The sequence below is a fragment of the Streptomyces sp. NPDC049887 genome (genome assembly GCF_040656535.1).
In the GTDB taxonomy this organism is placed as follows: Bacteria; Actinomycetota; Actinomycetes; order Streptomycetales; family Streptomycetaceae; genus Streptomyces.
On record NZ_JBFAMM010000004.1, the window covers coordinates 248,915 to 273,838 of the forward strand.

The window sequence follows — 24,924 nt, forward strand, 5'->3', positions numbered from 1 at the left end:
GGCCGGCACCACTCCGACACCGGTCATGTGCCCGCCGGGCTCGTCGTCGAGACGGTGGCCGGAGGCCCCTGCGAGTCCTCAGCGGGGGAGTACGACGACGTACGGCGTCGGTTCCCGGTCCGCGGCGGCCATCAAGGCCGTACGGAGCACCATCGCCTGTTGCACGGGGACGTCCCGCAGCTTCCTGGGGGCGACCCGTACGACGGTGATCCCGAGCCGCTCCAGTTGCTCGCGCCGGCGGCTGGACGCGGACCACTCCGGGTCCGCGTCGGGCCCGTCCGGGACGGCCGCGGGGCGCGGGGCGCGGGTGTCCAGCTCGACGGCGACGGCCTCCTCGGGCCAGTACGCGTCCACGCTGCCCAGCTGAGGGCCGCCCGGCAGGCGCAGATCCACGTTCCACACCGGCTCGGGGAGTCCGTACAGCCGTACGAGGTCGTAGAGGCGGCCCTCCGCGACCGTGCGCCCCTCGGCGAGGAGGAGGTCGACGGCGTCCACGACGTGGGGGCGGGACAGCAACCGTGCACGGGTCAGCTCGGCCACCACGGCGCCCGGTTCGCAGTGGCCGGCGCGCACGGCCTCGGTCAGCAGACGCCGCACCGCCCGCGGGTCGGTCAGCCGTGCGACGGCGTCGGCCAGCGCACGCGCCACGGGGGCGACGGGCAGCCCCGTCACCACGTCCGGCCTCGGCATCGTGTGGGTGCGGATCAGCCGTGCGCAGCCGGCCGAGCGCAGCCGCCGGGTGCGCGGCACGAGCACGTCGATGCGTTCCAGAGCCATCAGGGACGGCGCGGAGGTGAACCGGTGCAGCGCGAGCGCCGCGAGCCCCGTCACCATGACCTCGCCCTGGTCGGGGCGGCCGGCGTACGTCACCGCGGCGTGCAGCCGCTCCTCGCTGGTGGGCGTCCCCGGGTGCAGCAGGAACACACCGGGCAGGAGCTGCTGCCAGGGACCGCCGGGACCGCATCGCTCGGCGACGCGCTCGGCGGCCACGCCCCGGGCGCGCAGTTGCGCGGCCGTCAGCACGCGCCGCCGCACATCGGAGAGGTCGCTCAACGGGCGGGGGGACAGAGGCGTGTTGTGGTTCATGCCCCGCCAATTCCCGCGCGGAGGCGGGCCCCTAACCGCTGTTACACAGCCGTCGACAATTCTGGACATCCCCGTCCTAAAGTACGGACGTTCGAATGCCGATCAGTTCTGCCGCCGGCTGCCTCCCCCCACCGGGCTCCTGGGCCCGGTGGGGGGAGCCGGCTTCAGCGGCCGGAGGCCGCCGCGTCGCAGGACTGGGCCCGCAACGCTCGGGCGAGGTCGTCCCGGGACTCGAGCACCAGCCGGCGCAGCGCCGGGGGCGCGTCCGTGCGGGAGGCGAGCCACGCGTCCGTCGCCCGGAGCGTGGCCTCGTCGTCCTGGAGGTCGGGGAAGAGACCGCGGACCACGTCCATGCCGATCTGGATCGACCGCTCCGCCCAGACCCGTTCGATCGCCGCGAAGTACTTCTCGGCGTACGGCGCGAGCAGTTCCCGCTGGGACGCCTGGGCGAAGCCCGAGATCGTCGCCTCCACCAGCGCGTTGGACAGTGCGTCCGACTCCACGACCTGCGCCCACGCCTGGTCCTTGACCGCGGCGGAGGGCCGCGCGGCCAGGCAGCGCACCTGGTGGCGCTTGCCGGACGCGGTGTCGTCGCGAGCCAGCTCCGCGGCGATCGCGGCCTCGTCTGCCACCCCGTGCGAGGCCAGCGGCTCCAGGAACGCCCAGCGCAGCTCCTGGTCCACGTCGAGACCGTCGATCTCGGCGCTGCCCTCCAGCAGGCCCTGCAGCAGCTGGAGATCCGCGTCCGTGGCCGCCACGGACGCGAAGAAACGTGCCCACGTCAGCTGGTGCTGACTGCCCGGCTCGGAGAGCCGCAGCTCCCGCAGTGCGCCTTCCGACAGCCGCCGGCCGCCCTCCTCGCGCCACTCGGGCGCCGCGTAGTGGACGAGCGCGGTGCGGGACCAGGCGTGCACCATCTGCAGCACCCCGATGTCCGACTCCCGGCCGGCGAAGTCCAGGACGATCCCGACGAAGTCCCGCGCCGGCATCAGGGCGTCCCGCGTCAGGTTCCACAGCGCCGACCAGCACACCGCCCGCGCCAGCGGGTCCGTGACCGAGCCGAGGTGCCCGCGCAGCGTCGCCAGGGAGCCCTCGTCGAACCGGGCCTTGCAGTAGGTGAGGTCGTCGTCGTTGACGAGCACCAGCGCCGGGCGTTCCCGGCCGGTCAGCTCCTCCACGACCGTCCGCGCCCCGGTGACGTCCACCTCGGCCCGGGCGTAGCGCACCAGCTCGGCGCCCTCGTGCCGGTACAGGCCGACGGCCACCCGGTGCGGCCGCGCCGGCGACGGGGCGGCGGAGGGTGTCTCGCCGTCCTGCACGACCGCCAGCTCGGTGATCCGGTCGCCCGCGTCACAGGTGAGTTGCGGCGTCAGCGTGTTGACCCCCGAGGTCTCCAGCCACGAGCGCGACCACGCCTTCATGTCCCGGCCGGAGGTCTCCTCCAGCACCGACAGCAGGTCGTCGAGACGGGTGTTGCCGTAGGCGTGCCGCTTGAAGTAGCGCCGCGCGCCCTCCAGGAACGCCTCGGGCCCCACGTAGGCGACGAGCTGCTTCAGGACCGAGGCGCCCTTGGCGTAGGTGATCCCGTCGAAGTTGAGCTTGGCGTCCTCCAGGTCGTGGATGTCCGCCGTGATCGGATGCGTGGACGGCAGCTGGTCGGCCCGGTACGCCCACGCCTTGCGGTTGTTGGCGAACGTCACCCAGCCGCCCTGGAAGCGGGTCGCCTCGACCAGCGAGAACGCCCCCATGAAGTCGGCGAATGACTCCTTCAGCCACAGGTCGTCCCACCACTGCATGGTGACCAGGTCGCCGAACCACATGTGTGCCATCTCGTGCAGGATGACGTTGGCCCGGCGCTCGAAGGACGCCTGAGTCACCTTGCCCCGGAAGACGAACTCCTCCCGGAAGGTCACACAGCCCGGGTTCTCCATCGCGCCGATGTTGTACTCGGGCACGAACGCCTGGTCGTACTTCCCGAACGGGTACGGGTAGTCGAAGTGGTCGTGGAAGAAGTCCAGGCCCTGCTTGGTGACCAGGAAGACGTCGTCCGCGTCGAAGTGCTTGGCCAGCCCCTTGCGGCACATGGCGCCGAGCGGGACCTCCAGCGTCGTCCCGTCGTCGAGGGTGCGGGTGTAGAGGTCGGTCTCGTAGTGGTACGGGCCGGCCACGACCGCCGTGATGTAGGTGGAGATCGGCTTGGTCTCCGCGAACCGCCAGGTCCCGCCCTCGCGGGACTCCACCGCGCCGTTGCTCCAGACCGTCCAGTCCTCGGGTGCGGCCACCTCGAAGCGGAAGGGGGCCTTCAGGTCCGGCTGCTCGAAGTCGGCGAAGACCCGCCGGGCGTCGGCGGGCTCGTACTGCGTGTACAGGTAGACCTCGCCGTCCTCCGGGTCGACGAACCGGTGCATGCCCTCGCCCGTCCGGCTGTACGCGCACTGGGCGTCCACCACCAGGACGTTCTCGGCCTGCAGGCCGCTCAGGGCGATCCTGGAGCCGTCGAAGACCTCGGCCGGGTCGAGCTCGCGACCGTTGAGCGTCACCGCGTTCACGGAGGGGGCGACGAGGTCGGCGAAGGTGCTGTCGCCCGCGCCGGTCCGCCGGAACCTGATCGTGGTGACCGAGCGGAACGTCCGCGGCTGTGCCTCCTCGCCCTCCGCCGTCGCGGACCGCAGATCGAGGAAGACCTCGTACCCGTCGACCGACAGCAGCTCGGCCCGGGCGCGGGCCTCGTCGCGGGACAGATTCTCTCCGGGCACGTCCACTCCTTCGTGTCTCGTTCGGACAGCACCGATCCTCGCACGCGCTCGTGACCGAGGTGTCGGGGAATGCGGTCGGCGAGGCCCGGTGTTGAGTTCCCGGAGCGTGCGCCCATCACGAGTACGAGGAGTGACATGTCCGACGACAGGACACCCGCCGACTTCTGGTTCGACCCGCTGTGCCCCTGGGCCTGGATGACCTCCCGCTGGATGCTCGAGGTGGAGAAGGTGCGGCCGGTGGAGGTCCGCTGGCACGTCATGAGTCTGGCGGTGCTCAACGAGGACCGGCTGGACGAGCTTCCCGAGGAGTACCGGGAGGCGATGCGGAACGCCTGGGGTCCCGTGCGCGTCGTGATCGCCGCCCAGCAGAAGTTCGGCGACGAGATCGTCGGCCCGCTCTACACCGCCCTCGGCACCCGGATCCACAACGAGGGTCGCGGGATCACGTCCGAGGTGGTCCTGGAGGCCGTCGGCCTGCCCGCCGAACTCGCGGACCACGCCGGTTCGGACGCCTACGACGCCGAGCTGCGCGCCTCCCACGAGGAGGGCATCTCGAAGGTCGGCCAGGACGTCGGCACGCCCGTGATCGCGGTGCCCGGAGCGGACGGCGAGCAGATCGCGTTCTTCGGCCCGGTCGTCACCCCGGCGCCCAAGGGCGAGGAGGCGGCCAGGCTGTGGGACGGCACGCTGATGGTGGCGTCGATCCCGGGCTTCTACGAGATCAAGCGCACCCGGACGAAGGGCCCCGACTTCTCCTGACGCGCCCGACGCCCGGCCGGGAACGGAAGGACCCCCGCGGGTCACTCCCCCAGAGACCTGTCTGGGAGGTGCCCACACTCGCGGGGGTCCTTCTTCTTTCCGCCTGCCGGTGAAGGTTGAGAAGACGATCACGAGCAGGACGGCCTACGGCCGTGACGGGGCTCGGGTCACGGCGTGATCAGCGGGGTGCGCTCCTTGGCCTCGGCGTAGCGCTTCGCCACGTCCTGCCAGTTGACGACGCCCCACATGGCGTCGATGAAGTCCACCTTCTGGTTCTTGTACTGCAGGTAGAAGGCGTGCTCCCAGGCGTCGAAGACCAGGATCGGCACCGAGCCCTGGCCGACGTTGCCCTGGTGGTCGTAGACCTGCTCGACGATCAGCCGGCCGCTGACCGGCTCGTAGGCGAGTACGCCCCAGCCCGAGCCCTGGGTGGTCGCGGCGGCCTTCGACAGCTGGGTCCGGAACTTGGCGAAGGAGCCGAAGGAGTCGGTGATGGCATCCGCCAGCTCGCCGACGCCGTCCGCGGCGAGCGGCTCGCCGCCGCCGCCCTCCTTGGGAGCGGTCATGTTGTGCCAATAGATGCTGTGCAGGATGTGGCCCGAGAGGTGGAACGCGAGGTTCTTCTCCAGGCCGTTGATCGAGCCCCAGGCTTCCTTGTCGCGCGCCTCGGCCAGCTGCTCGAGGGTGTCGTTGGCGCCCTTGACATAGGCGGCGTGGTGCTTGTCGTGGTGCAGCTCGATGATCTCCGGGTTGATCACCGGCTCCAGCGCCGCGTAGTCGTACGGGAGTTCAGGAAGCGTGTACATGGCCATGTCCGAGCCCTCCGACTGCTTATTGCAAGTGATTCGCAACTGCAGGCTATCAGCAGGAGGGCTCCGGACTTGATCAGCCCTTCGTCCCGGGGCCGTGCGTCGCGGACGGTCGCAATCCAGAGGTCGGGGAGGCCCGTGACGACGGGGCCGGCGTCAGGGGATTCGGGCCGATGGCGGGCTTCGACGGGCCTCCCGGCCCCGCGGCCGTGGTGGGCTCCGCTCCGTACGCGCGAGGACCCCCTGGCCTGTCCGGCCCGGGGGTCCTCGTGTTTGGCGTGCGGCGTCCCGCTCAGTCCTCGACGGCCGCCGCCTCCAAAGGCGCGTCCCGCCCGGCGCTGTCGGCCGCCTGCCCGTTCCCATGCCTGCGCCGGCGCTGCACCACCAGGCCGGAGGCGGCCAGCACCAGCGTCATCAGACCGGTCGCCAGCAGCTGGTCACGAGTGTCGGGCTGGCGCAGCATCAGGACGAAGATGGCGAGCATGCCCGCGATGGCGACCCAGGTCAGCACCGGGAACAGCCACATCCGCACCACGAGCTTCTCGGGGTCGTCGCGCTCCGTGCGGCGCCGCAGCACCAGCTGGGACACCGCGATGAACAGCCAGACGACGAGGATGACCGCGCCGATCATGTTCAGCAGCCACGGGAAGACGTCGTCCGGACGCCAGTAGCTGAGCAGTACGCACAGGAAGCCGAAGACGGAGGACACCAGCACCGCGATCCGCGGCACCCCGCCCGACACCCGGCCGATCGCCTTCGGGCCCTGACCACGCGCGACCAGGGAGTACGCCATGCGGGAGGCGCCGTAGATGTTGGCGTTCATCGCGGACAGCAGCGCCACCAGCACGACGATCTGCATCACGAGACCGGCGCCGGGGATGTCCAGGTGGTTCAGCGCGGTGACGTACGGGCCCTTGTCGGGGTTGGCGACGTCCGGGTCGTCCCACGGCACCAGAGTGACGATGACCGCCATGGAGCCGATGTAGAAGAGCGCGATGCGCCACATCGCGGTGCGCACGGCCCGGGCGACACCCTGGACCGGGTGCTCCGACTCGGCCGCCGCGATGGTCACCGTCTCCAGACCGCCGTAGGCGAAGACCGACGCGAGCAGACCGATGACCAGCCCTTCCGCGCCGTGCGGCAGGAACCCCCCGTCGCCCGTGAGGTTGGCGGTGCCGGGCGCCTCCGTCCCGGGCAGTACACCGAGGATGGCCAGGCCGCCGAGAATCAGGAACAGCGTGATCGCGCCGACCTTGAGCGCGGCGAACCAGAACTCGAACTCACCGAAGTTGCGCACCGCGGCCAGGTTGGTGCCGCAGAACACCAGCATGAACAGCGCGACCCAGGCCCACTCCGGGGTACCGGGCAGCCAGCCGCTGACGATCTTCGCCGCCCCGATTCCCTCCAGGCCGACGGCGACGGACAGCAGCACCCAGAACGACCAGCCCGCGGTGAAGCCCGCCCAGGGGCCGAGCGCCCGCTCGGCATGCACGGAGAAGGAGCCGGAGGCCGGGTTCGCCGCGGACATCTCGCCGAGCATGCGCATCACCAGCATGACGAGCAGGCCGGATACGGCGTAGGCGATGACGATGGACGGGCCGGCGGCGGCGATACCGGCGCCGGAGCCGACGAAGAGGCCGGCGCCGATCACACCGCCGAGGGCGATCATCGACAGATGGCGCTGCTTGAGGCCGTGCGCGAGCGACGAGCCGGCTTGGGTGCCGGCGGGTGCGGGCGCCGAGGTCCGAGACATGGGCGTGCCTGTTCATGAGCGGATGGGGGGCGGCCCACAGTCTGGGGGGCGCACCGCTCACAGAGCATCGATGACCGCTATACGGACAAGATGCTCACACAATGTGAAGATCTAGGCACGGCTCGCCCGTATGTCGCGCAACTCCCGGAGTCCCGCCACCAGCAACACCAGCGCGGTCGCCGCGGCCGACCACAGCACCTGGGGACGGGCGGCCTCGTCCCGGAGCATCAGCACGATCACGGCCACGATCCCGGCGAGCGCCACCCAGGTCAGCCACGGGAAGCACCACATCCGCAACGTCAGCTTCTCCGGAGCCTCGCGCTCGATTCGGCGGCGCAGCCGCAGCTCCGAGACGGCGATCAGGCCCCAAACGAACAGCAGCACCGCGCCGACCGCGTTCAGCATGTAGAGGAACACGGTGTCCGGCCACTTCAGATTGAGCAGGACCGACACGAAACCGAACGCGACGGACGCGAACACCGCACGGCGCGGTACCCCTCCTCCGGAGACCCTGAGCAGCCCCATCGGCGCCTCGCCGCGCTCGGCCAGCGAGAACACCATTCGCGAGGAGCCGTAGAGATTGGCGTTGAGGGCGGACAGCAGCGCCACGAACACCACGATGTTCATGATCTGCCCGGCCCCCGGCACCCCGACCGTGTCCAGGACCGCGACGTACGGGCTCCGGCCAGGCTGCATCGCCGTCCACGGCAGGACGGTCACGATGACCAGCATCGAGCCGACGTAGAAGAGGAGGATGCGCCACACCGCGCTGCGCACCGCGCGTCCGACCGCGCGCGCCGGATCGTCGGACTCCGCCGCCGCGATCGTCACGACCTCCAGCCCGCCGAAGGCGAAGACCACGGCGAGGACCCCGGCGACGACGCCCTCCCACCCGTTCGGCAGCAGACCGCCTGCGCCGGTGAGATTCGCCAGGCCCACCGGCTGCGTGTCCGGCAGCAGTCCGAAGACCGCCAGGGAGCCGAGGACCAGGAACAGCACGATCGCGCCCACCTTGAGCGCGGCGAACCAGAACTCGAACTCGCCGAAGTTCTTCACGGCCGCCAGATTGGCCACCGTGAAGACCACCATGAAGATCAGCACCCAGGTCCACTGCGGCACGCCCGGCACCCAGCCGTTGGCGATCGTCGCCGCGCCGGTCGCCTCCACGGCGAGTACGACCACGAGCAGGAACCAGTAGAGCCAGCCGACCGTGAATCCCGCCCAGCGGCCGAGGGCCCGCTCGGCGTGCACGGAGAACGCCCCGGACGCGGGCATCGCCGCGGACATCTCGCCGAGCATCCGCATCACCAGCATGGCCAGCGCGCCGGCGAGGAGGTACGAGACCACGATGCCGGGGCCGGCGAGCGCGATGCCGGCACCGGAACCGACGAACAGCCCCGCCCCGATCACCCCGCCCAGCCCGAGCATCGTCAGATGGCGCTGCTTCAGCCCGTGGGAGAGGGGTTCGACCTCGGTGACCAGTGGGCGGGGCGGTGCGTCGTGCATGTGCTCGGGACTCTCGGCTGTGCTGGCTTTTGGCAAGAACCTACAGTCTTCCCGAGGGTCACCCGCTTCACCAAAACGGCACCGCCGGTCCACCACCTCAGTGACGAGCATCACGCGCTTCCTGCGCTTGTCCTCATCCGTTTGTGTGAACTCCACCATGCGGCATCGCGGGCCTTTGTCATCGACTGACGGTGAACAGCCGTTCACCGCTGGGCTAACGTCGCCATGTCCACAACGACGTCATCAGCCACGTCCACGTCATCACCCACCACGGCGTCACCGCCCTCGCACCCGGAGTCCCGATGAGCACTGCTGCCGCTTCCGCCCCCCGCCCGGGGCTGGTCCTCGCCGATCTGCTGCCCGCCTCGCGCGCCAAGTCCGCGGTGGACGCAGCCCTGGTCGTCGGTGGCGCCGCGCTCACCGGTGTCGCCGCGCAGATCTCCGTCGCCGTGCCGGGTTCCCCGGTCCCGGTCACGGGCCAGACCTTCGCCGCCCTGCTGGTCGGCACCGCGCTCGGCGCGCGCCGTGGTTTCCTCTCGCTCGCCCTGTACGCCCTGGCCGGAATGGCGGGCATGCCGTGGTTCGCCGAGGCGTCCTCCGGCTGGGCCATGCCGTCCCTCGGCTACATCCTCGGCATGCTGGTCGCCGCCACCGCCGTCGGTGCCCTCGCCCGGCGCGGCGCGGACCGCTCCGTCCTGCGTACCGCCGGCGCGATGGTGCTCGGCTCCGCGATCATCTACGCGATCGGCGTGCCGTACCTGGCGCTCGCCACCGGCATGACGCTGCCCCAGGCTGTGGCGGCCGGCCTCACCCCGTTCCTGATCGGTGACGCGCTCAAGGCCGCGCTGGCGATGGGCGTGCTGCCGGCCGCCTGGAAGTTCGTCGGCCGCCGGGGCTGAGCACTCCGGGGGCTCCGCCCCAACGCCCGTGGGCTCCGACGGCGGGCCGTGCGCACCGAGTCGGGTCGGTTCCGCGGGGCGGCCGGTGACCACACAGGGGAAGGGGTGCCCCGCACGAAAGTGCGGGGCACCCCTCGTTCGTCGGGTGTCCTTCCCTCCGCCGGGCGCGGAGTGGGAGTGACGGAGGCCGGTGTCAGCCCCTGGCGCCCTCGGTACGCGCGGCCGGGACAGCCGTCTCGGGGCGCTGGGCCGGGATCGCCTCCACGGCCTGCTTCGGCCGCACCCGCTGGAGCACGAGACCGATGGCCACCACGAACGCCGCCACCAGCAGCGACAGCAGCACGACCTCGCGGTTCGCGTCGTCGTAGAGCATGTAGCCCAGCACGAAGATGATCATCGCGGCGGTCGCCCAGGTCAGGTACGGGAAGAGCCACATCCGCACCGTGACCTTCTCCGGGGCCTCCCGCATCAGGATTCCGCGCATGCGCAGCTGGGTGAAGGAGATGACCAGCCAGACGAAGAGTGCGACCGCACCCGAGGAGTTCAGCAGGAACAGGAAGACCGTGTCCTTGTAGGCGTAGTTGGCCCAGACGGCTCCGAAGCCGAAGACGACCGAGGCCAGGATGGCCGTGGTCGGCACACCCTTGCCGTTGACATTGGCGAAGGACTTCGGCGCGTCGCCGCGCTCACCGAGTGAGAACGCCATGCGGGAGGCGGTGTACAGACCCGAGTTGAGGCAGGACAGCACGGCCGTCAGCACGATCACGTTCATGATCTGGCCGGCGTGCGGGATGCCGATGGAGTCCAGCGCCGCGACGTACGAGCCCTTCTCGACGATCGACTTGTCGTTCCACGGCAGCAGCGTCAGGACGACGAAGATCGAGCCCAGGTAGAAGACCGCGATCCGCCAGATCACGCTGTTGGTGGCCTTGGTGACCGCACGGCGCGGGTTCTCGGACTCACCGGCGGCCAGCGTGACGATCTCGCTGCCCATGAAGGAGAAGACGACCATCAGCACACCGGTGAGGATGGCGCCCGCACCGTTGGGCAGGAAGCCGCCGGCGTCGGTCAGGTGGGCGAAACCGGCGCCCGGGTTGTCCGAGCCCGGCAGTACGCCGAAGACGGCCAACAGGCCGATGACGACGAAGGCGCCGATGGCGACGACCTTGATCCCGGCGAACCAGAACTCGAACTCGCCGTACGAGGCGACCGAGGCGAGGTTGGTGGCGGTGAGCACGACCATCACGATCAGTGCCCAGGCCCACTGGGGGACCGCCGGTATCCAGCCCTCCAGGATCACCGCACCCGCGGTGGCCTCGACCGCGAGCACCACGACCCAGAAGAACCAGTAGAGCCACCCGATGGAGAAGCCGGCCCAGCGGCCGAGCGCACGGTCGGCGTACGCCGAGAAGGAGCCGGAGTTGGGGCTCGCGGCGGCCATTTCGCCGAGCATGCGCATCACGAACACGACCAGCATGCCGACGAGCAGGTACGAAACGAGGATCGCGGGGCCGGCGGCGGCGATGCCGCCGGAGGACCCGACGAACAGGCCGGCACCGATCACGCCGCCGATGGCGATCATGGACAGATGGCGGTTCTTCAGTCCGGCCTTGAGACCGTCGGAAGGCTGGGAATTGCCGGGTTCGCCAGCAACTGAGCCTGCCTTCGTAAGGGTCGGCTGGGGGTTCATGGATCGATTCCTTACATGTGCGGTTCGCACGGGTCGCGAGCCCGAGCATTCAAACCGCTGAACCGCCGGTAAGGAAGACCTGCCTGCGGATCGTGATGATGGGCACGCCGCTGCGTCACTCTCCGTGACTGCCCGGTCATCCGACAGGGCCCTCGCCGTACCCCGCTGACGGCTGCCGCGCCTCGCGCGTGCCACACTCGGACCATGCGTGTGTACCTCGGCTCCGACCATGCCGGCTTCGAACTCAAGAACCACCTCGTCGAGTGGCTCAGGGCCCACGGCCACGAGCCCGTCGACTGCGGCCCCCACATCTACGACGCCCAGGACGACTACCCGCCGTTCTGCCTGCGCGCCGCCGAGCGGACTGTCGCCGACCCCGGCAGCCTCGGCATCGTGATCGGCGGCTCCGGCAACGGCGAGCAGATCGCCGCGAACAAGGTCAAGGGCGTCCGGGCCGCACTGGCCTGGAGCGTGCAGACCGCCGCCCTTGGGCGTGAGCACAACAATGCCAACGTCATCGCGGTCGGTGCCCGGATGCACACGACCGACGAGGCCACCACCTTCGTCGAGGTCTTCCTCAAGACCCCGTACTCGGGCGAGGAGCGCCACACCCGCCGCATCGAGATGCTCGAGCGGTACGAGACCACCGGCGAACTCCCCCCGATCCCGGCCCACCACCCCCAGGAGCCGACCGCCTGATGCCCGAAGGGCACACCATCCACCGACTGGCCGCCGACTACCGGGAACGGTTCGGCGGCCGGTCCGTGCGGGTCTCCAGCCCGCAGGGCAAGTTCGCCGACTCCGCCGCGCTGCTCGACGGCACCGCCCTGGAGCGCACCGAGGCCCACGGCAAACACCTCTTCCTCGGCTTCGGCGGCTCCGACGGCGGTGAGTGGATCCACATCCACCTCGGCCTGTTCGGAAAGGTGGACTTCGGCGACGCGCCCGCCCCGCCGCCCACCGACACCGTGCGCCTGCGGCTCGCGAACGCCGGGTCGTACGTCGATCTGCGGGGCCCCACGACCTGCGCCCTGATCACGGACGGCGAGAAGGCCGCGATACACGCCCGGTTGGGCCCCGACCCGCTCCGGCCCCACGACGGCCCCGAGCGCGCCTGGGCGAGGATCTCCCGCTCCCGCACGGCGATCGCCGCCCTGCTCATGGACCAGAAGGTCGTCGCGGGCGTCGGCAACGTCTACCGCGCGGAAGTGCTCTTCCGGCACGGCATCGATCCGTACCGCGCGGGCAGGGACCTCACCGAGCGGGAATGGCGCGCCCTCTGGGAGGACCTGGTCGGCCTGATGCGCGAGGGGGTGCGGAACAACCGCATCGACACCGTGCGGCCCGAGCACACGCCGGAGGCGATGGGTCGGCCGCCGCGCGTCGACGACCACGGCGGCGAGGTCTACGTGTACCGCCGGGCACAGCTGCCCTGCCACATCTGTGGCGGCGAGATCCGCACCGCCGGTCTCGCCGCCCGCAACCTCTTCTGGTGCGCCGGCTGCCAGCCCGCTTAGCAACGGACGCCGTTGACCTGGTGCCGGTCACCCGTACATCGCTGCGCTCCACCGGCGTCGGAGGGCCGACGTCACCGGTACCGGACCGGTGACGCGTCAGGCACGCGACGTCCGCCCCGTCGCGACGCCCGGCACGGTGGCTCGCCGCGTTGCCGAATCGGCCGAGCAGGCCCACCACGAGGTCGATCCGGCGCCTTGCGATCCTTCCCCTCGGCCCGGAGAGCCTGGGGAGCCCCCACGCACCGGACGCCGCTCCTCGCCGGGCAAACCTCCCCGGACAGCACACCTAGAAGCCGTGCGGCAGCCACGGCGCCACGTCGGACGCGAAGGCCGTCGACGCCTCCGCCAGCGCGCCACCGCGCAGTTCGCGCACCCGGCCCGCCCCCGCCAGGGACGAAAGCGTCACCCCGCCCAGATAGGCGGCGCCCAACTCCCGTACGTCCAGGGAGAGATCGGCCGGGCCCGCCGTGCGCTCGCACGATGCGCCCTGGGCGTCCCCCGCGAGGCGCCAACGCCCCTCGTTCCAGGGGCAGAACGCGTCCTCGACCTCGAACACCACGTCCACCGGCGTCCGGTACGTCCGCGCCTCCAGTGCCGCGCCCACGTCGACCAGCCGCGCGTGCAGCGAGTCCCGCACCCGGACGTCGCAGCGCCGGATGTCCGAGACGAGATGCAGCAGCGGGTCGTCCACCGGCCTGTTGCGCGCCCGGACCCGCGACGTCAGGTCGACGCCGAAGAGAAAGCGCCACAGCGCCGCGTACGCAGCCGGGTCCAGCGCGTCGATGTCCCGCACCAGGAGCGAGCCGTTCGGCCCCGAGGCGTCCCACTCGGGCTTGTTGTGGAAGCGGACGTAACCCACGACCTCGCCGTCCCGTTCGGCGAGGACGCACTGCATCGCCGAGGCGCCCTCGCGTCGGGCGGGCGGGTCGAGCAGCGGAAGCCGCTCCCAGCCGGGCGTGCGAGCGAGCATCCCGGGCCGCGAGCCGAGCGTGCTCCGGTACAGCGCCTCGCACGCCTCCGCCGAATCCGCGGCCGGGGCGAACCGCAGCCGCACGTCGTCCGTCCCGGGTGGGGCGGTGATCCGTGCGCGCACGGTGTCGATCTCCAGACTCAGCTGGTGGGTAGCGATGCCGTATCCGAACCGGCCGTAGATCTCCGGCTCGGAGGCCGTCAGCAGCGCCAGGGGCTCACCCAGGGCGCGGACGTCGTCCAGCTGGCGCCGCATCATCGACGTGAGCACCCCGCGCCGCCGGTGGGTGGCGGCCACACTCACCATCGTGACCCCGGCGGCGGGGACGAAGGCGCCGCCCGGGACCGACACCCGGAAGGAGAACGCCCCGGCCGTGCCGACCCAGTCACCTCCGTCCAGCACGCCGATCGAACGCTCGCACTCCGTGAGTTCGTTCCAGAGCTCGCGTTCCGGCGGGGACTCCGGGACGCCGCCGAAGGCGAGCTCCAGCTTCCCGTACCACCGGTCCCACTCCTCGCGACGGAGTACCCGCAGTTCAGTCGTCATGCGCCATGCCTACCAGGGCACCGCGTCCCGTCGCGACCCGATTTCGAACGCAATGTCATGGGGTCCCCCTCCACGTCGGACGAGGGTGTGGATAGGGTCGCCGACGATGGCACGTGGCGCAGCGGACTCGTACACGGCCCGGATGCGCAAAGCGACGCACCGGGCCCGCACGACGCTGCGCAGGTCCGGGGTCGACTACTTCCGCGGCGACGGCTCCGACTGGATCGCACTGGCCGGGCTCCTGCTGACCGTCCCGGCGATCGCCTGGGGCACCATCCTCATGCCGGTCTGGTGCACGCCGGCCGCCCTCGTCCTGCCGATCGTCGCGGGCGGACTGCTGCTGCGGCCCGCGAGCCTGCTCGGCCTGTACGCGGCCGCGGCCCTGGCGCTGATCGTCGAGTCACTCGTGCTCGGCCCCTACACGGAAGGGCCGGCCCGGGTCACCCCGGGGACGGTGCTGGTGGTGGCGGCCTGCGGACTCTTCGGGCTGCTCATCGCCCAGTTCCGCGCCCGCGTCGGAGTGCCCTGGCGACGGGGCGGCACGATGCTCTTCGACCTGCGGGAACGGATCCGGGTACAGAGCGCCCTGCCGCGCCTGCCCCAGGGCTGGCACCGCGAGATGGCCCTACGCCCGGCCGGCGGCCAGTCGTTCTCCGGGGACTTCGTCGTCGCCGCCCGCACCAACGGCGGCCGCACCCTCGAAGTCGTCCTCACCGACGTCTCAGGCAAGGGCATGGACGCCGCGTCGCGCGCCCTGCTGTTGTCCGGCGCCTTCGGCGGGCTCCTCGGCTCCCTCCCCCCGCACGGCTTCCTCCCCGCCGCCAACGGCTATCTCCTGCGCCAGGACTGGGACGAGGGCTTCGCGACCTCCGTCCACCTCGTGCTCGACCTGGACTCCGGCGACTACGAACTGCTCTCCGCCGGCCATCTGCCGGCACTCCAGCTCCACGCGGGCACCGGCCGCTGGGAGGAGCAGGCCGCGGAGGGCCCCCTGCTCGGAGTGTACGAGGGCGCCCAGTTCGACCCGGTCAAGGGCACCCTGCGCCCCGGCGACGTGCTGATGCTCTTCACCGACGGCCTTGTCGAGGCGAACGACCGCGACATCGCCGAGGGCATGGACCGGCTCACCGGCGAGGCCGACCGTTATGTGGCGACGGGTTTCGAGGGGGCCGCCTGGCACCTCATCGAGGCCGTGGCGAAGGACGTCAACGACGACCGGGCCCTGCTGCTGATCCGCCGGGAGCCGTGATCCAGCGGCCGGCGGGGCGCCCGTAGAGTCGGACGCATGCCCAATCTCACGCTCGACCAGGTCGAGGCGATCGCCCGGGACGCCCACGCGCACCAGACGGACAAGGCAGGACGGCCCTACACCGAGCACGTCCTGGCGGTGGCGGAGGGAGTGAGGAAGCGGGGCGGCACCGACGAGCAGATCGCCGCCGCCTGGCTGCACGACGCGATCGAGGACGACGCGCTGTCGCGGGAATGGCTGGCCGCCGCCGAACTCCCTCAGCAGGTGAAGGACTTGGTGGACGCCATGACCAAGCGCCCGGGGGAGGATGCCGAGTCGTACGCCCGGCGTATCCTCGCCACACCGGGCGCCCGTCTCGTCAAGGAGGCCGATCTCGCCCACAACGCCGATCCGGACCGGCTCGCCCTTCTCGACGAACCGACCCGGGCCCGGCTCACCGCGAAGTACGCGACGATGCGGCGGCTGCTCGGCCTGACAACTGGGTGACGTCCCGCCGGAACGCCCACGACAGGTCGGGCTCGGTCGCGAACCGCAGCGCACGCCGCACCGGCGGGGTGCAGAACAGCGTCACCGCCGCGGCCGTGGCGAGCGTGACCGCGATCTCCCCGGCCGGCTCCGCCAGCCACGGGTACTGCGTCACCAGCCCCAGGTAGTCCAGGGACTTCACCAGGAAGCCGTGGAGCAGGTAGCCGCAGATGGTGCCCGCCCCCAGCACGGTGAACCACGTCCTGCGACGCGGTACCCAGGCGAGGAAGGCGGCCGTCAGCAGCAGCGCGCAGCCGAACAGCCCGAGGGTCATCAGCGGACCCGCCCACCACGGCGCGTCCAGCTCCGTGGCGCTGGTGGAGCGGTAGAACCAGCCCATCCGTACGTCCGGCGCCACCCAGTAGGTGAACACCGCCGCGCCCGCGACCACCGGGATCGCCAGCAGCCGCACCTCCCGGCGCCGCAGCATCTGGAAGTGTTCCGGCCGCATCGACAGACCCAGCACGAAGAACGGCAGGAACTGCAGGATGCGCTGGAGGTCGAGGTCCTGGCCGATGCCCGGGGTGAGCGAGCCGAGCGAGGCGATGACCAGGGCCACCGCCAGCGGATACTTGATCGAGCGCCACAGCGGCGTCGAGAGCCGCCACACGAACAGCGCGATCAGGAACCACGTGAGGTACAGCGGGTCGGTGAGGCTGAACGGGTAGCCGGGGTCGTCGTCGGCCCACCGCTTGAAGAGGGTGTAGGCGACCTCGAAGACGACGAACGGCACCACGACACCGCTGACCAGCCGCTTCAGCTGATCGGGACGGGCCTGGAAACTCCGTGAGAAGTAGCCGGAGATGATGATGAACGCCGGCATGTGGAAGGTGTAGACGAACATGTACGCCGCCCTGGTGGCGCGGCTGCCGTCCATCAGCGGCTCCCAGGCGTGCGCGACCGCCACCAGCACGATGGCGAGGTACTTGGCGTTGTCGAAGTAGGCGTCGCGTCTCTTGACCGGCGCCGCCTTCGCCTCCTGCGCCACCGGGGCCGGTGGGGCAGGAGGTGTCGCTTCGGCCGTCGCTGTCCTCCCTGGGAGGGGCTCCGGCTCACGGTGGGCGTCGGGGACGCGGTCCCTCTGCAATCCATTCGGAGCGTGGAACATTCGAGGCACCCTAACCGGGTCCAATGGAATTCGTAAAACCCACCGGGAAGATCTCCTGTATTCGTCACCGACACAACCGCCAAACGTCCGATATGCCCCAATTAATCCTGCTTAAACGGGGCGAAACATCGAAGCGCAAGGCGTCGGTGAATTTCCTCACCGGTATTGTCTGAATTTCCTGTGACCCGCATGTGTGCATTTCGCACGGCCGGGTAGCAGTAAGCGGTGACGCGCCGCCGCCCACCCGTCGGCGCATCGTGATGTGATCTGATCCATGCGCCGATGGTCCGTCACGCGGTCACCGCCGCCCGGCTGTTGGTGGCACGATGGTGGGGGCGGGGGTGTGCGGGGCCGTATGCCCCCCGGTGGGCAAGGCGGACCGACCGAGGGTGTGATCAGTTGTGGCCATTTCACTGTCTGTGGTGCTGCTGTTGGCGATCATCCTCGTGGTGATGATCCGTGGCGGTTCGATCAAGGCCGGCCCCGCGATAGTCGCGGCGCTCTTCGGCTTCTTCCTCGCCTCGACCGGTATGGCGCCGGCGATCGACAACTTTCTGAACTCGCTGGCGGATTCAATCAACGCGATCAGATTCTGAACCGTATCGCTCAGCTTCTTTCGTCGATCGCCCGGCTCCGCGCCGGGCCCGGCCGGGGACCCGCGGACCGGCGTACCCGGGGCGCGCATCAGGGCCGGGAACGTGTCAGGGCCGGACGGGAGGACATCTTCCGGCCCGGCCCTGAGCCGTGTGCACCGGGCGACGGAGGTCCGTGTCCCCGGCCGGGCGCGGACCGCGGCTCCCGGCCGCCGCCCCGCGCGCACGGGCGGTGTGCTCGTTCAGCGCTGTGCCGTCAGGTCCTTGACGAGTCGCCAGTCATTTCCGTCGCGCTCGAAGGCGAACCGGTGCTGCCCCACAGGGGGAACGGGCGGCTGCAGATCGCGTCGGTTCCGGTCCGACGTGTACGGGGTGGTGATCCCGTACACGTCCACGTGAATCGGGAGCCCGCCCTCTCCACCCCGCGCACCAGTGCTTCGGCGTCGGCCTGGTCCCAGACGCCGCCTCCCGGCGGGGCGTACGTCGGCCACTGCGCCCCGGGCGCGTCCGCGAGCCGCTGGAGGACCTCCTCGGCGGCCTGCTCCAGAGACCACTCCTCCGCCTCGCACTCGGCGGCCACGGTCCGGGATTCCTCACCAGGAGCCACGAGAGCCGTGGCCGAACGGGCACGTGGGGCCGAAAGAAGGTCGGGGAACGCATCAGGGCCAGGCCGAGGAATCACCCTCTGACCTGGCCCTGAGCCATCTGGAGCGGGCGACGGGAATCGAACCCGCGTAGCTAGTTTGGAAGACCACGTATGCGGACGCCTGCTGAGCTGGGACGTCGCTGACCTGTGCCGGAGTGGCTGCGTTGCCCTGGTTCCCCGTGGTTCCCCGCTCGTCTCCCTCTGATCGGGCACGCAGCGGGCACGGTGCCCCCCTCAGTTTGAACTATGTGCCCGACGGTAGCTGTGGTGGTCGAGCGGGTTCCTTAGACCGCTGCTGGTCGGCCGTGGTTGCCGCTTCACTGCTCTACAGAACCCATCGCTAGGGCCAGAGCAACTTAGCCAGGATGATTGCCGTCACTGCAGAGAAGAACCACGGCTTCCTGATGCCCCGTCCAACAGCGTTACGGTGCAGTTCCCTGACGAGCACCACCAAGGCGAAGATCAAGAGTGCACCCGGTAGCAGGTCAACGACGGGTTCAGGGATTCCTATGTGGGGCATGCCGAGATGGTAACCAGGTGCTGCGGCCTCCTACAGGCGTTGCGCGGCGTGAGGTCGGCGTAGCGGCTTTGGGCTGGAGCTGGGCGCGAGCGTGGCTCCCACTCCTGAGCGGCCTACGGCCACGGTTCAGGAGGTCTACGCACTCGCCGGGGCGATCCAGCCCCGCTACCGGGCTCTCGTCCTCCTGGCGGCCTTCACGGGGCTCCGTTGGGGCGAGCTGATCGGCCTGCGCCGCCGGGATCTCGACCTTGACGCGGGTACGGTCCGGGTCCGCCGGAACGTCGCCGAGCTGCACAATGGCAAGCGGCTGATCAAGGAGCCCAAGAGCGCGGCGGGTCGGCGCACGGTGGCCATCCCGGAAGTGATCGTGACCGACCTGGCGACGCATCTCGCGATCTATGCCGAGCCGGGTCCCGACGGTCGCGTGTTCATCGGCGCCAAGAAGGCGACGCCTCGCCGGAACCACTTCGGCAAGCTGTGGCGCACGGCATGTGACCAGGCCGGAATCAAGGGGCTGCACTTCCATGATCTCCGCCACACGGGGAACACCCTCGCTGCGGCGACCGGTGCGAGCACACGCGAGCTGATGACCAGGATGGGCCACAGTTCCGCCCGCGCCGCGCTGATCTACCAGCACGCCACAGCGGAGCGAGAGCGGCTGATCGGCCAGGCCGTGAGTGCCGTCGTCGAGCAGGCCCGCAAGCAAGATCCTCATCGGAACGGGCACGCGACGGGCACGTAGGGCCGAATGAGGGTCGCAGAACGCATCAGGGCCAGGCCGAGGAATCATCCTCTGACCTGGCCCTGAGCCATCTGGAGCGGGCGACGGGAATCGAACCCGCGTAGCTAGTTTGGAAGACTAGGGCTCTACCATTGAGCTACGCCCGCAAGCACCGCGCCGCAGGTCGTGGTGGCCGCGGCACGAAGAGCATCGTAGCGGGTCCCCGGCGTCCGCCGCACACCCATTGCCCCGGCCGTGCCCCCACCGCCCCGAACAGCGCCGTGCGCCCCCGGGAAGCCGCGGGAAAAGGGGGCTGGCCACTGCCTGGGGGCATGTACCCTACGTGTCGCACCGACGGGGTGTGGCGCAGCTTGGTAGCGCGTCCGCTTTGGGAGCGGAAGGCCGTGGGTTCAAATCCCGCCACCCCGACCAACATCGCGATCGAGCCCGGGCAAGATCGCATTGTGGGGCTGATCCCCCTTGCGGTTACTATGCAATCTGTGTGCCCGTGTGTCTGACCGAGCGTCCGTAGCGCCGGGCCCGATCCGCTGCGCCGCCGCCGGACGACACTCCGTGGTGGACCCAGCAGAACCCCAGAATTCAGCCACCAAGGAGACCGAACCGTGAAGAGCGCCGTGGAGACCCTGAACCCGACCCGGGTTCGGCTCACTGTCGAGGTGCCCTTCGAGGAGCTCAAGGACAGCCTCGACGCGGCGTACAAGAAGATCAACCAGCAGGTCACGGTCAAGGGCTTCCGCAAGGGCAAGGTCCCGGCGCGCGTCATCGACCAGCGGTTCGGCCGCGGCGCGGTGCTGGAGGAGGCCGTCAACGACGCGCTCCCGAAGTTCTACACCGAGGCGGTCAACGAGGCCGAGATCAACCCGCTCGGTCAGCCCGAGGTCGACATCACGGAGCTGAAGGACGGCGAGACGCTGAACTTCACCGCCGAGGTCGACGTCCGCCCGGCCATCGAGATCCCGGACTTCTCCGGCATCGAGGTCGAGGTCGACGCGGTCGAGGTCTCCGACGAGGACGTCGAGAAGTCCGTCGACCAGCTGCGTACCCGCTTCGCCTCCACCTCCCCGGTCGAGCGTGCCGCCGCCGACGGCGACGTCGTGACGATCGACCTCGAGGCCAAGGTCGACGGTGAGGTCCTCGCGGACGGTGTCGCCGACGGCGTGCAGTACACGATCGGTTCCGGAGAGCTCCTCGACGGCATCGACGCGGCCGTGACCGGCCTGGAGGCCGGCGGCGAGGCCACCTTCACCTCGCAGCTGAAGGGCGGCTCCGCCGAGGGCAAGGACGCCGAGATCACCGTCAAGGTGACCCAGGTCGCCGCGCGCGAGCTCCCCGAGCTGGACGACGAGTTCGCCCAGATGGCCAGCGAGTTCGACACCCTCGAGGAGCTGAAGGCCGACAGCCGCAAGCGCCTGGAGAACATGAAGCAGTACGACCAGGCCACCCAGGCCCAGGAGCGCGTGCTCGAGAAGCTCCTGGAGCTGGTCGAGGTCCCGGTCCCCGAGAAGCTCCTCGAGGACGAGATCCGCACCCGCAAGCACAACCTGGAGCACCACCAGCTCGGTCAGATGGGCCTCGACCTCGCCAAGTACCTGGAGATCCAGGGCAAGAGCGAGGAGGAGTTCGACGCCGAGACCAAGGAGCAGGCGGTCAAGGGCATCAAGACCCAGTTCGTCCTCGACGAGCTGGTCTCCAGGGAGAAGCTCAACGTCAGCCAGGAGGAGCTCACCGAGCACCTCATGCGCCGCGCCGCCTCCTCCGGTATGTCCCCCGACCAGTTCGCCCAGGCCGTCGTCGAGGGCGGCCAGGTGCCGATGCTGGTGGGCGAGGTCGCCCGCGGCAAGGCCCTCGCCACGGTCGTCGAGGCCTCGACGGTCAAGGACACCAACGGCGAGGTCGTCGACATGAGCGACGACGAGGACGAGGTCGAGGAGGCCACCGAGGTCGCCGCCGCGGCCACCGGTGACGAGGAGAAGTCCGGGGCCTGAGCCTCGACTCCCGCCGGGCGCGGGCGAGCCGAGCCGGCTCCGCCCACCCCCCGGCACCGATCGGCACGACGGGCCCGGAGCCGCGCACACGCGCGCCCGGGCCCGTCGCCGTCCCCCGGCGGTGCCCGGCAGGGCCTCGGCGGCGGGGACGGGCACCCCGGGGAGCCGTGGGGCGAGCAGGCGCCGACCGTGCCGGCCGCACATCCGCGGGGCGTATTCATACCGGCGCGCGCCCCCTAGCTTGCGCTGCCAGCGAACAGTTCGGGAACCGGGATGGCGCCCGCCCACCAGCGCGTTAGGGTCCATGAATACGAGGGCAGGGGACTACCCGCCCGCGGGGATCGCCCCGCCCCCAGGTTCCAAGACGCTGAGACGGCCGCAGCCGTCAGAGACGAGCAGGTGGATTACGTGACGATTCTGATGCCTAACGCCGCCGGTGAGCCGTCCATCGGTGGAGGCCTCGGCGACCAGGTCTACAGCCGGCTGCTCGGCGAGCGCATCATCTTCCTGGGTCAGCAGGTGGACGACGACATCGCCAACAAGATCACGGCCCAGCTCCTTCTCCTGGCCGCCGATCCGGAGAAGGACATCTACCTCTACATCAACAGCCCCGGTGGCTCGGTGACGGCTGGCATGGCCATCTACGACACCATGCAGTACATCCCGAACGACGTCGTCACCATCGGCATGGGCATGGCCGCCTCCATGGGCCAGTTCCTGCTGACCGGTGGCTCCGCCGGCAAGCGCTTCGCCCTGCCGCACACCGACATCCTGATGCACCAGGGCTCGGCCGGCATCGGCGGCACGGCCTCGGACATCAAGATCCAGGCCGAGTACCTGCTGCGCACCAAGCAGCGCATGGCCGAGATCACCGCCCGCCACTCCGGCCAGACCGTCGAGACGATCATCCGCGACGGCGACCGCGACCGCTGGTTCACGGCCGAGGAGGCCAAGGACTACGGGCTCATCGACGAGATCATCTCCGCCGCTTCGGGCGTTCCGGGCGGCGGCGGCACCGGCGCCTGAGTCCGGACGCCGGGGGCCCGCGCCCCCGGCCCGGCACACGCCCCGGCCGCCCCCCGAAGCCCCAGCCCACCGAACGCCACCAGGATGGTGAACACGACCATGAACCAGTTCCCCGCAGCCTCCGCGAGCGGCCTCTACACCGGCCCGCAGGTGGACAACCGCTACGTCGTCCCCCGCTTCGTCGAGCGCACCTCCCAGGGCGTGCGTGAGTACGACCCGTACGCGAAGCTCTTCGAGGAGCGCGTGATCTTCCTCGGGGTCCAGATCGACGACGCCTCCGCCAACGACGTCATGGCGCAGCTGCTGTGCCTGGAGTCGATGGACCCGGACCGTGACATCTCCATCTACATCAACAGCCCCGGTGGCTCCTTCACCGCGCTGACCGCCATCTACGACACGATGCAGTTCGTGAAGCCGGACATCCAGACGGTCTGCATGGGCCAGGCGGCGTCCGCCGCGGCCGTGCTGCTCGCCGCCGGTACCCCCGGCAAGCGGATGGCCCTGCCGCACGCCCGTGTGCTGATCCACCAGCCGTCGTCGCAGACGGGCCGCGAGCAGCTCTCGGACCTGGAGATCGCGGCCAACGAGATCCTGCGCATGCGCGAGCAGCTCGAGGAGATGCTGGCCAAGCACTCCTCCACGCCGATCGAGAAGGTCCGCGAGGACATCGAGCGCGACAAGATCCTCACGGCCGAGGACGCGCTCGCGTACGGCCTGGTCGACCAGATCGTGTCGACCCGCAAGAGCGCGGCCGCAGCGGCCGCCTGACGCCGAACCTGCCCTTGGCGCGGTACACGTCAATGTGAACCGCGCCAAGGGGGGCCCGAACCGGGGGCCCGGCAAGGTACCGTCGGATATGAGGCACCAGGAGCCGCTGAACCAAGCGCTCCCAGGCGAAGGGGAAGCACCTCGTGGCACGCATCGGTGATGGCGGCGACCTGCTCAAGTGCTCGTTCTGCGGAAAGAGCCAGAAGCAGGTGAAGAAGCTCATCGCAGGCCCCGGGGTGTACATCTGCGACGAGTGCATCGACCTCTGCAACGAGATCATCGAGGAGGAGCTCGCCGAGACCTCCGAGGTGCGGTGGGAGGAACTCCCCAAGCCGCGCGAGATCTACGAGTTCCTCGAGGGTTACGTCGTCGGGCAGGAGCCGGCGAAGAAGGCCCTCTCGGTCGCGGTGTACAACCACTACAAGCGCGTCCAGGCCGGCGAGAACGGCCAGGGCCGGGACGACGCCATCGAACTCGCGAAGTCCAACATCCTGCTGCTGGGGCCCACGGGCTCCGGTAAGACGCTGCTCGCCCAGACCCTGGCGCGGATGCTGAACGTCCCGTTCGCCATCGCCGACGCCACGGCGCTGACGGAGGCCGGGTATGTGGGCGAGGACGTCGAGAACATCCTGCTGAAGCTGATCCAGGCGGCCGACTACGACGTCAAGAAGGCCGAGACGGGGATCATCTACATCGACGAGATCGACAAGGTCGCCCGTAAGAGCGAAAACCCGTCGATCACCCGGGACGTGTCGGGCGAGGGCGTCCAGCAGGCCCTGCTGAAGATCCTCGAGGGCACGACGGCCTCCGTACCGCCGCAGGGCGGACGGAAGCACCCGCACCAGGAGTTCATCCAGATCGACACGACGAACGTGCTGTTCATCGTGGGCGGTGCCTTCGCCGGCCTGGAGAAGATCATCGAGTCCCGGGCCGGCGCGAAGGGCATCGGCTTCGGTGCCACGATCCGCTCCAAGCGCGAGATCGACGCCAGCGACCAGTTCCAGGAGGTCATGCCGGAGGACCTGGTGAAGTTCGGGATGATCCCCGAGTTCATCGGACGTCTCCCGGTCATCACCTCGGTGCACAACCTGGACCGCGAGGCCCTGCTGAAGATCCTGGTCGAGCCGCGCAACGCGCTGGTGAAGCAGTACCAGCGCCTCTTCGAACTCGACGGCGTGGAGCTGGACTTCGACCGCCCGGCCCTCGAGGCCATCGCCGACCAGGCCATTCTCCGCGGCACGGGCGCGCGCGGGCTGCGCGCCATCATGGAGGAGGTCCTGATGTCGGTGATGTACGAGGTGCCGTCCCGCAAGGACGTCGCCCGCGTCGTGATCACCGCGGACGTCGTCCACAACAACGTCAACCCGACGCTGGTGCCGCGGATCGTGAAGAACGACGGCCGCCACGAGAAGTCGGCGTAGTCGGCACGCCCACGCGAAGGGCGCCTGCCCGGTTCGGAGGAACCGGGCAG

General features: G+C 70.1%; 21 protein-coding genes and 2 tRNA genes. 13 read left to right on the plus strand and 10 right to left on the minus strand.

The annotated features are described in order from the left end of the window. Positions 1 to 78 precede the first annotated feature (78 nt). On the minus strand, positions 79 to 1,086 hold the full coding sequence (locus AB0J10_RS07145; protein WP_363058668.1) for a hypothetical protein: 1,008 nt from the start codon (positions 1,084 to 1,086) through the stop codon (positions 79 to 81). Between the two features lie 164 nt (positions 1,087 to 1,250). Next, positions 1,251 to 3,842, minus strand: coding sequence for an aminopeptidase N (gene pepN / locus AB0J10_RS07150; protein ID WP_363058670.1), 2,592 nt, complete (start codon positions 3,840 to 3,842; stop codon positions 1,251 to 1,253). A 135-nt stretch (positions 3,843 to 3,977) separates the two neighbouring features. Between pepN and AB0J10_RS07155 the strand changes: the two genes are divergently transcribed. Beyond that, positions 3,978 to 4,601, plus strand: coding sequence for a DsbA family protein (locus AB0J10_RS07155; protein ID WP_363058672.1), 624 nt, complete (start codon positions 3,978 to 3,980; stop codon positions 4,599 to 4,601). A gap of 167 nt (positions 4,602 to 4,768) precedes the next feature. Here AB0J10_RS07155 and AB0J10_RS07160 read toward each other — a convergent pair whose 3' ends face one another. From AB0J10_RS07160 to AB0J10_RS07170, 3 genes are all read right to left on the minus strand, one after another. Then, positions 4,769 to 5,413, minus strand: coding sequence for a superoxide dismutase (locus AB0J10_RS07160; RefSeq protein WP_363058674.1), 645 nt, complete (start codon positions 5,411 to 5,413; stop codon positions 4,769 to 4,771). A 289-nt stretch (positions 5,414 to 5,702) separates the two neighbouring features. Then, a complete protein-coding gene (locus AB0J10_RS07165; RefSeq protein WP_363058676.1) occupies positions 5,703 to 7,163 on the minus strand; it encodes an amino acid permease in 1,461 nt (486 codons plus the stop codon). Between the two features lie 111 nt (positions 7,164 to 7,274). Further along, entirely contained in the window at positions 7,275 to 8,669 is a 1,395-nt protein-coding gene (locus tag AB0J10_RS07170) for an amino acid permease (protein ID WP_363058678.1), read from the minus strand. 302 nt (positions 8,670 to 8,971) lie between these two features. On the opposite strand from AB0J10_RS07170, the gene AB0J10_RS07175 reads away from it, so the two are divergent. After that, positions 8,972 to 9,568 (plus strand): biotin transporter BioY, encoded by a 597-nt coding sequence (locus tag AB0J10_RS07175; protein WP_363058680.1) that lies wholly within the window; start codon positions 8,972 to 8,974, stop codon positions 9,566 to 9,568. 193 nt (positions 9,569 to 9,761) lie between these two features. Here the strand turns inward: AB0J10_RS07175 and AB0J10_RS07180 are convergent, their stop codons facing one another. After that, entirely contained in the window at positions 9,762 to 11,258 is a 1,497-nt protein-coding gene (locus AB0J10_RS07180; protein ID WP_363058682.1) for an amino acid permease, read from the minus strand. Positions 11,259 to 11,462: 204 nt separating this feature from the next. On the opposite strand from AB0J10_RS07180, the gene AB0J10_RS07185 reads away from it, so the two are divergent. Together AB0J10_RS07185 and AB0J10_RS07190 are read left to right on the plus strand one after the other, a co-directional pair. Next, positions 11,463 to 11,957: a ribose-5-phosphate isomerase gene (locus AB0J10_RS07185; protein ID WP_363058684.1), complete on the plus strand. Its 495-nt coding sequence runs from the start codon at positions 11,463 to 11,465 to the stop codon at positions 11,955 to 11,957. Next, positions 11,957 to 12,775 (plus strand): DNA-formamidopyrimidine glycosylase family protein, encoded by an 819-nt coding sequence (locus AB0J10_RS07190; RefSeq protein ID WP_363058686.1) that lies wholly within the window; start codon positions 11,957 to 11,959, stop codon positions 12,773 to 12,775. Before AB0J10_RS07185 ends, AB0J10_RS07190 begins: the two co-directional genes overlap by 1 nt. Before the next feature lie 286 nt (positions 12,776 to 13,061). Here the strand turns inward: AB0J10_RS07190 and AB0J10_RS07195 are convergent, their stop codons facing one another. Further along, positions 13,062 to 14,291, minus strand: coding sequence for a GNAT family N-acetyltransferase (locus tag AB0J10_RS07195; protein ID WP_363058688.1), 1,230 nt, complete (start codon positions 14,289 to 14,291; stop codon positions 13,062 to 13,064). Between the two features lie 106 nt (positions 14,292 to 14,397). Between AB0J10_RS07195 and AB0J10_RS07200 the strand changes: the two genes are divergently transcribed. Beyond that, entirely contained in the window at positions 14,398 to 15,540 is a 1,143-nt protein-coding gene (locus AB0J10_RS07200) for a PP2C family protein-serine/threonine phosphatase (RefSeq protein ID WP_269730381.1), read from the plus strand. A 36-nt stretch (positions 15,541 to 15,576) separates the two neighbouring features. After that, positions 15,577 to 16,026, plus strand: a complete 450-nt coding sequence (locus AB0J10_RS07205; RefSeq protein ID WP_363058690.1) for an HD domain-containing protein — start codon at positions 15,577 to 15,579, stop codon at positions 16,024 to 16,026. Here AB0J10_RS07205 and AB0J10_RS07210 read toward each other — a convergent pair. Next, a complete protein-coding gene (locus AB0J10_RS07210; protein ID WP_363058692.1) occupies positions 15,974 to 17,173 on the minus strand; it encodes an acyltransferase family protein in 1,200 nt (399 codons plus the stop codon). The two genes, AB0J10_RS07205 and AB0J10_RS07210, sit on opposite strands and share 53 nt — an antisense overlap. Positions 17,174 to 17,574: 401 nt before the next feature. Here AB0J10_RS07210 and AB0J10_RS07215 point away from each other — a divergent pair, with 401 nt between their 5' ends. After that, positions 17,575 to 17,769: a hypothetical protein gene (locus AB0J10_RS07215; RefSeq protein WP_363058694.1), complete on the plus strand. Its 195-nt coding sequence runs from the start codon at positions 17,575 to 17,577 to the stop codon at positions 17,767 to 17,769. 239 nt (positions 17,770 to 18,008) lie between these two features. On the opposite strand, the gene AB0J10_RS07220 is transcribed toward AB0J10_RS07215, so the two are convergent. After that, positions 18,009 to 18,155, minus strand: coding sequence for a hypothetical protein (locus tag AB0J10_RS07220; RefSeq protein ID WP_363058696.1), 147 nt, complete (start codon positions 18,153 to 18,155; stop codon positions 18,009 to 18,011). A gap of 868 nt (positions 18,156 to 19,023) precedes the next feature. Between AB0J10_RS07220 and AB0J10_RS07225 the strand changes: the two genes are divergently transcribed. Beyond that, entirely contained in the window at positions 19,024 to 19,674 is a 651-nt protein-coding gene (locus AB0J10_RS07225) for a site-specific integrase (protein WP_363058698.1), read from the plus strand. A gap of 72 nt (positions 19,675 to 19,746) precedes the next feature. Here AB0J10_RS07225 and AB0J10_RS07230 read toward each other — a convergent pair. Further along, positions 19,747 to 19,820, minus strand: a tRNA-Gly gene (locus AB0J10_RS07230). Between the two features lie 188 nt (positions 19,821 to 20,008). Between AB0J10_RS07230 and AB0J10_RS07235 the strand changes: the two genes are divergently transcribed. The 5 genes from AB0J10_RS07235 to clpX all read left to right on the plus strand — a co-directional run bounded on the left by AB0J10_RS07235 (position 20,009) and on the right by clpX (position 24,874). Next, a tRNA-Pro gene (locus AB0J10_RS07235) sits at positions 20,009 to 20,085 on the plus strand. Positions 20,086 to 20,276: 191 nt separating this feature from the next. Further along, positions 20,277 to 21,659 (plus strand): trigger factor, encoded by a 1,383-nt coding sequence (tig, locus tag AB0J10_RS07240; RefSeq protein ID WP_363058700.1) that lies wholly within the window; start codon positions 20,277 to 20,279, stop codon positions 21,657 to 21,659. A gap of 420 nt (positions 21,660 to 22,079) precedes the next feature. Beyond that, positions 22,080 to 22,685, plus strand: coding sequence for an ATP-dependent Clp protease proteolytic subunit (locus AB0J10_RS07245; RefSeq protein WP_283296451.1), 606 nt, complete (start codon positions 22,080 to 22,082; stop codon positions 22,683 to 22,685). Between the two features lie 84 nt (positions 22,686 to 22,769). Then, on the plus strand, positions 22,770 to 23,453 hold the full coding sequence (locus tag AB0J10_RS07250; protein WP_017944895.1) for an ATP-dependent Clp protease proteolytic subunit: 684 nt from the start codon (positions 22,770 to 22,772) through the stop codon (positions 23,451 to 23,453). A 143-nt stretch (positions 23,454 to 23,596) separates the two neighbouring features. Further along, complete coding sequence (clpX, locus tag AB0J10_RS07255) at positions 23,597 to 24,874, plus strand: ATP-dependent Clp protease ATP-binding subunit ClpX (protein ID WP_017944896.1); 1,278 nt, start codon at positions 23,597 to 23,599, stop codon at positions 24,872 to 24,874. Positions 24,875 to 24,924 lie beyond the last annotated feature (50 nt).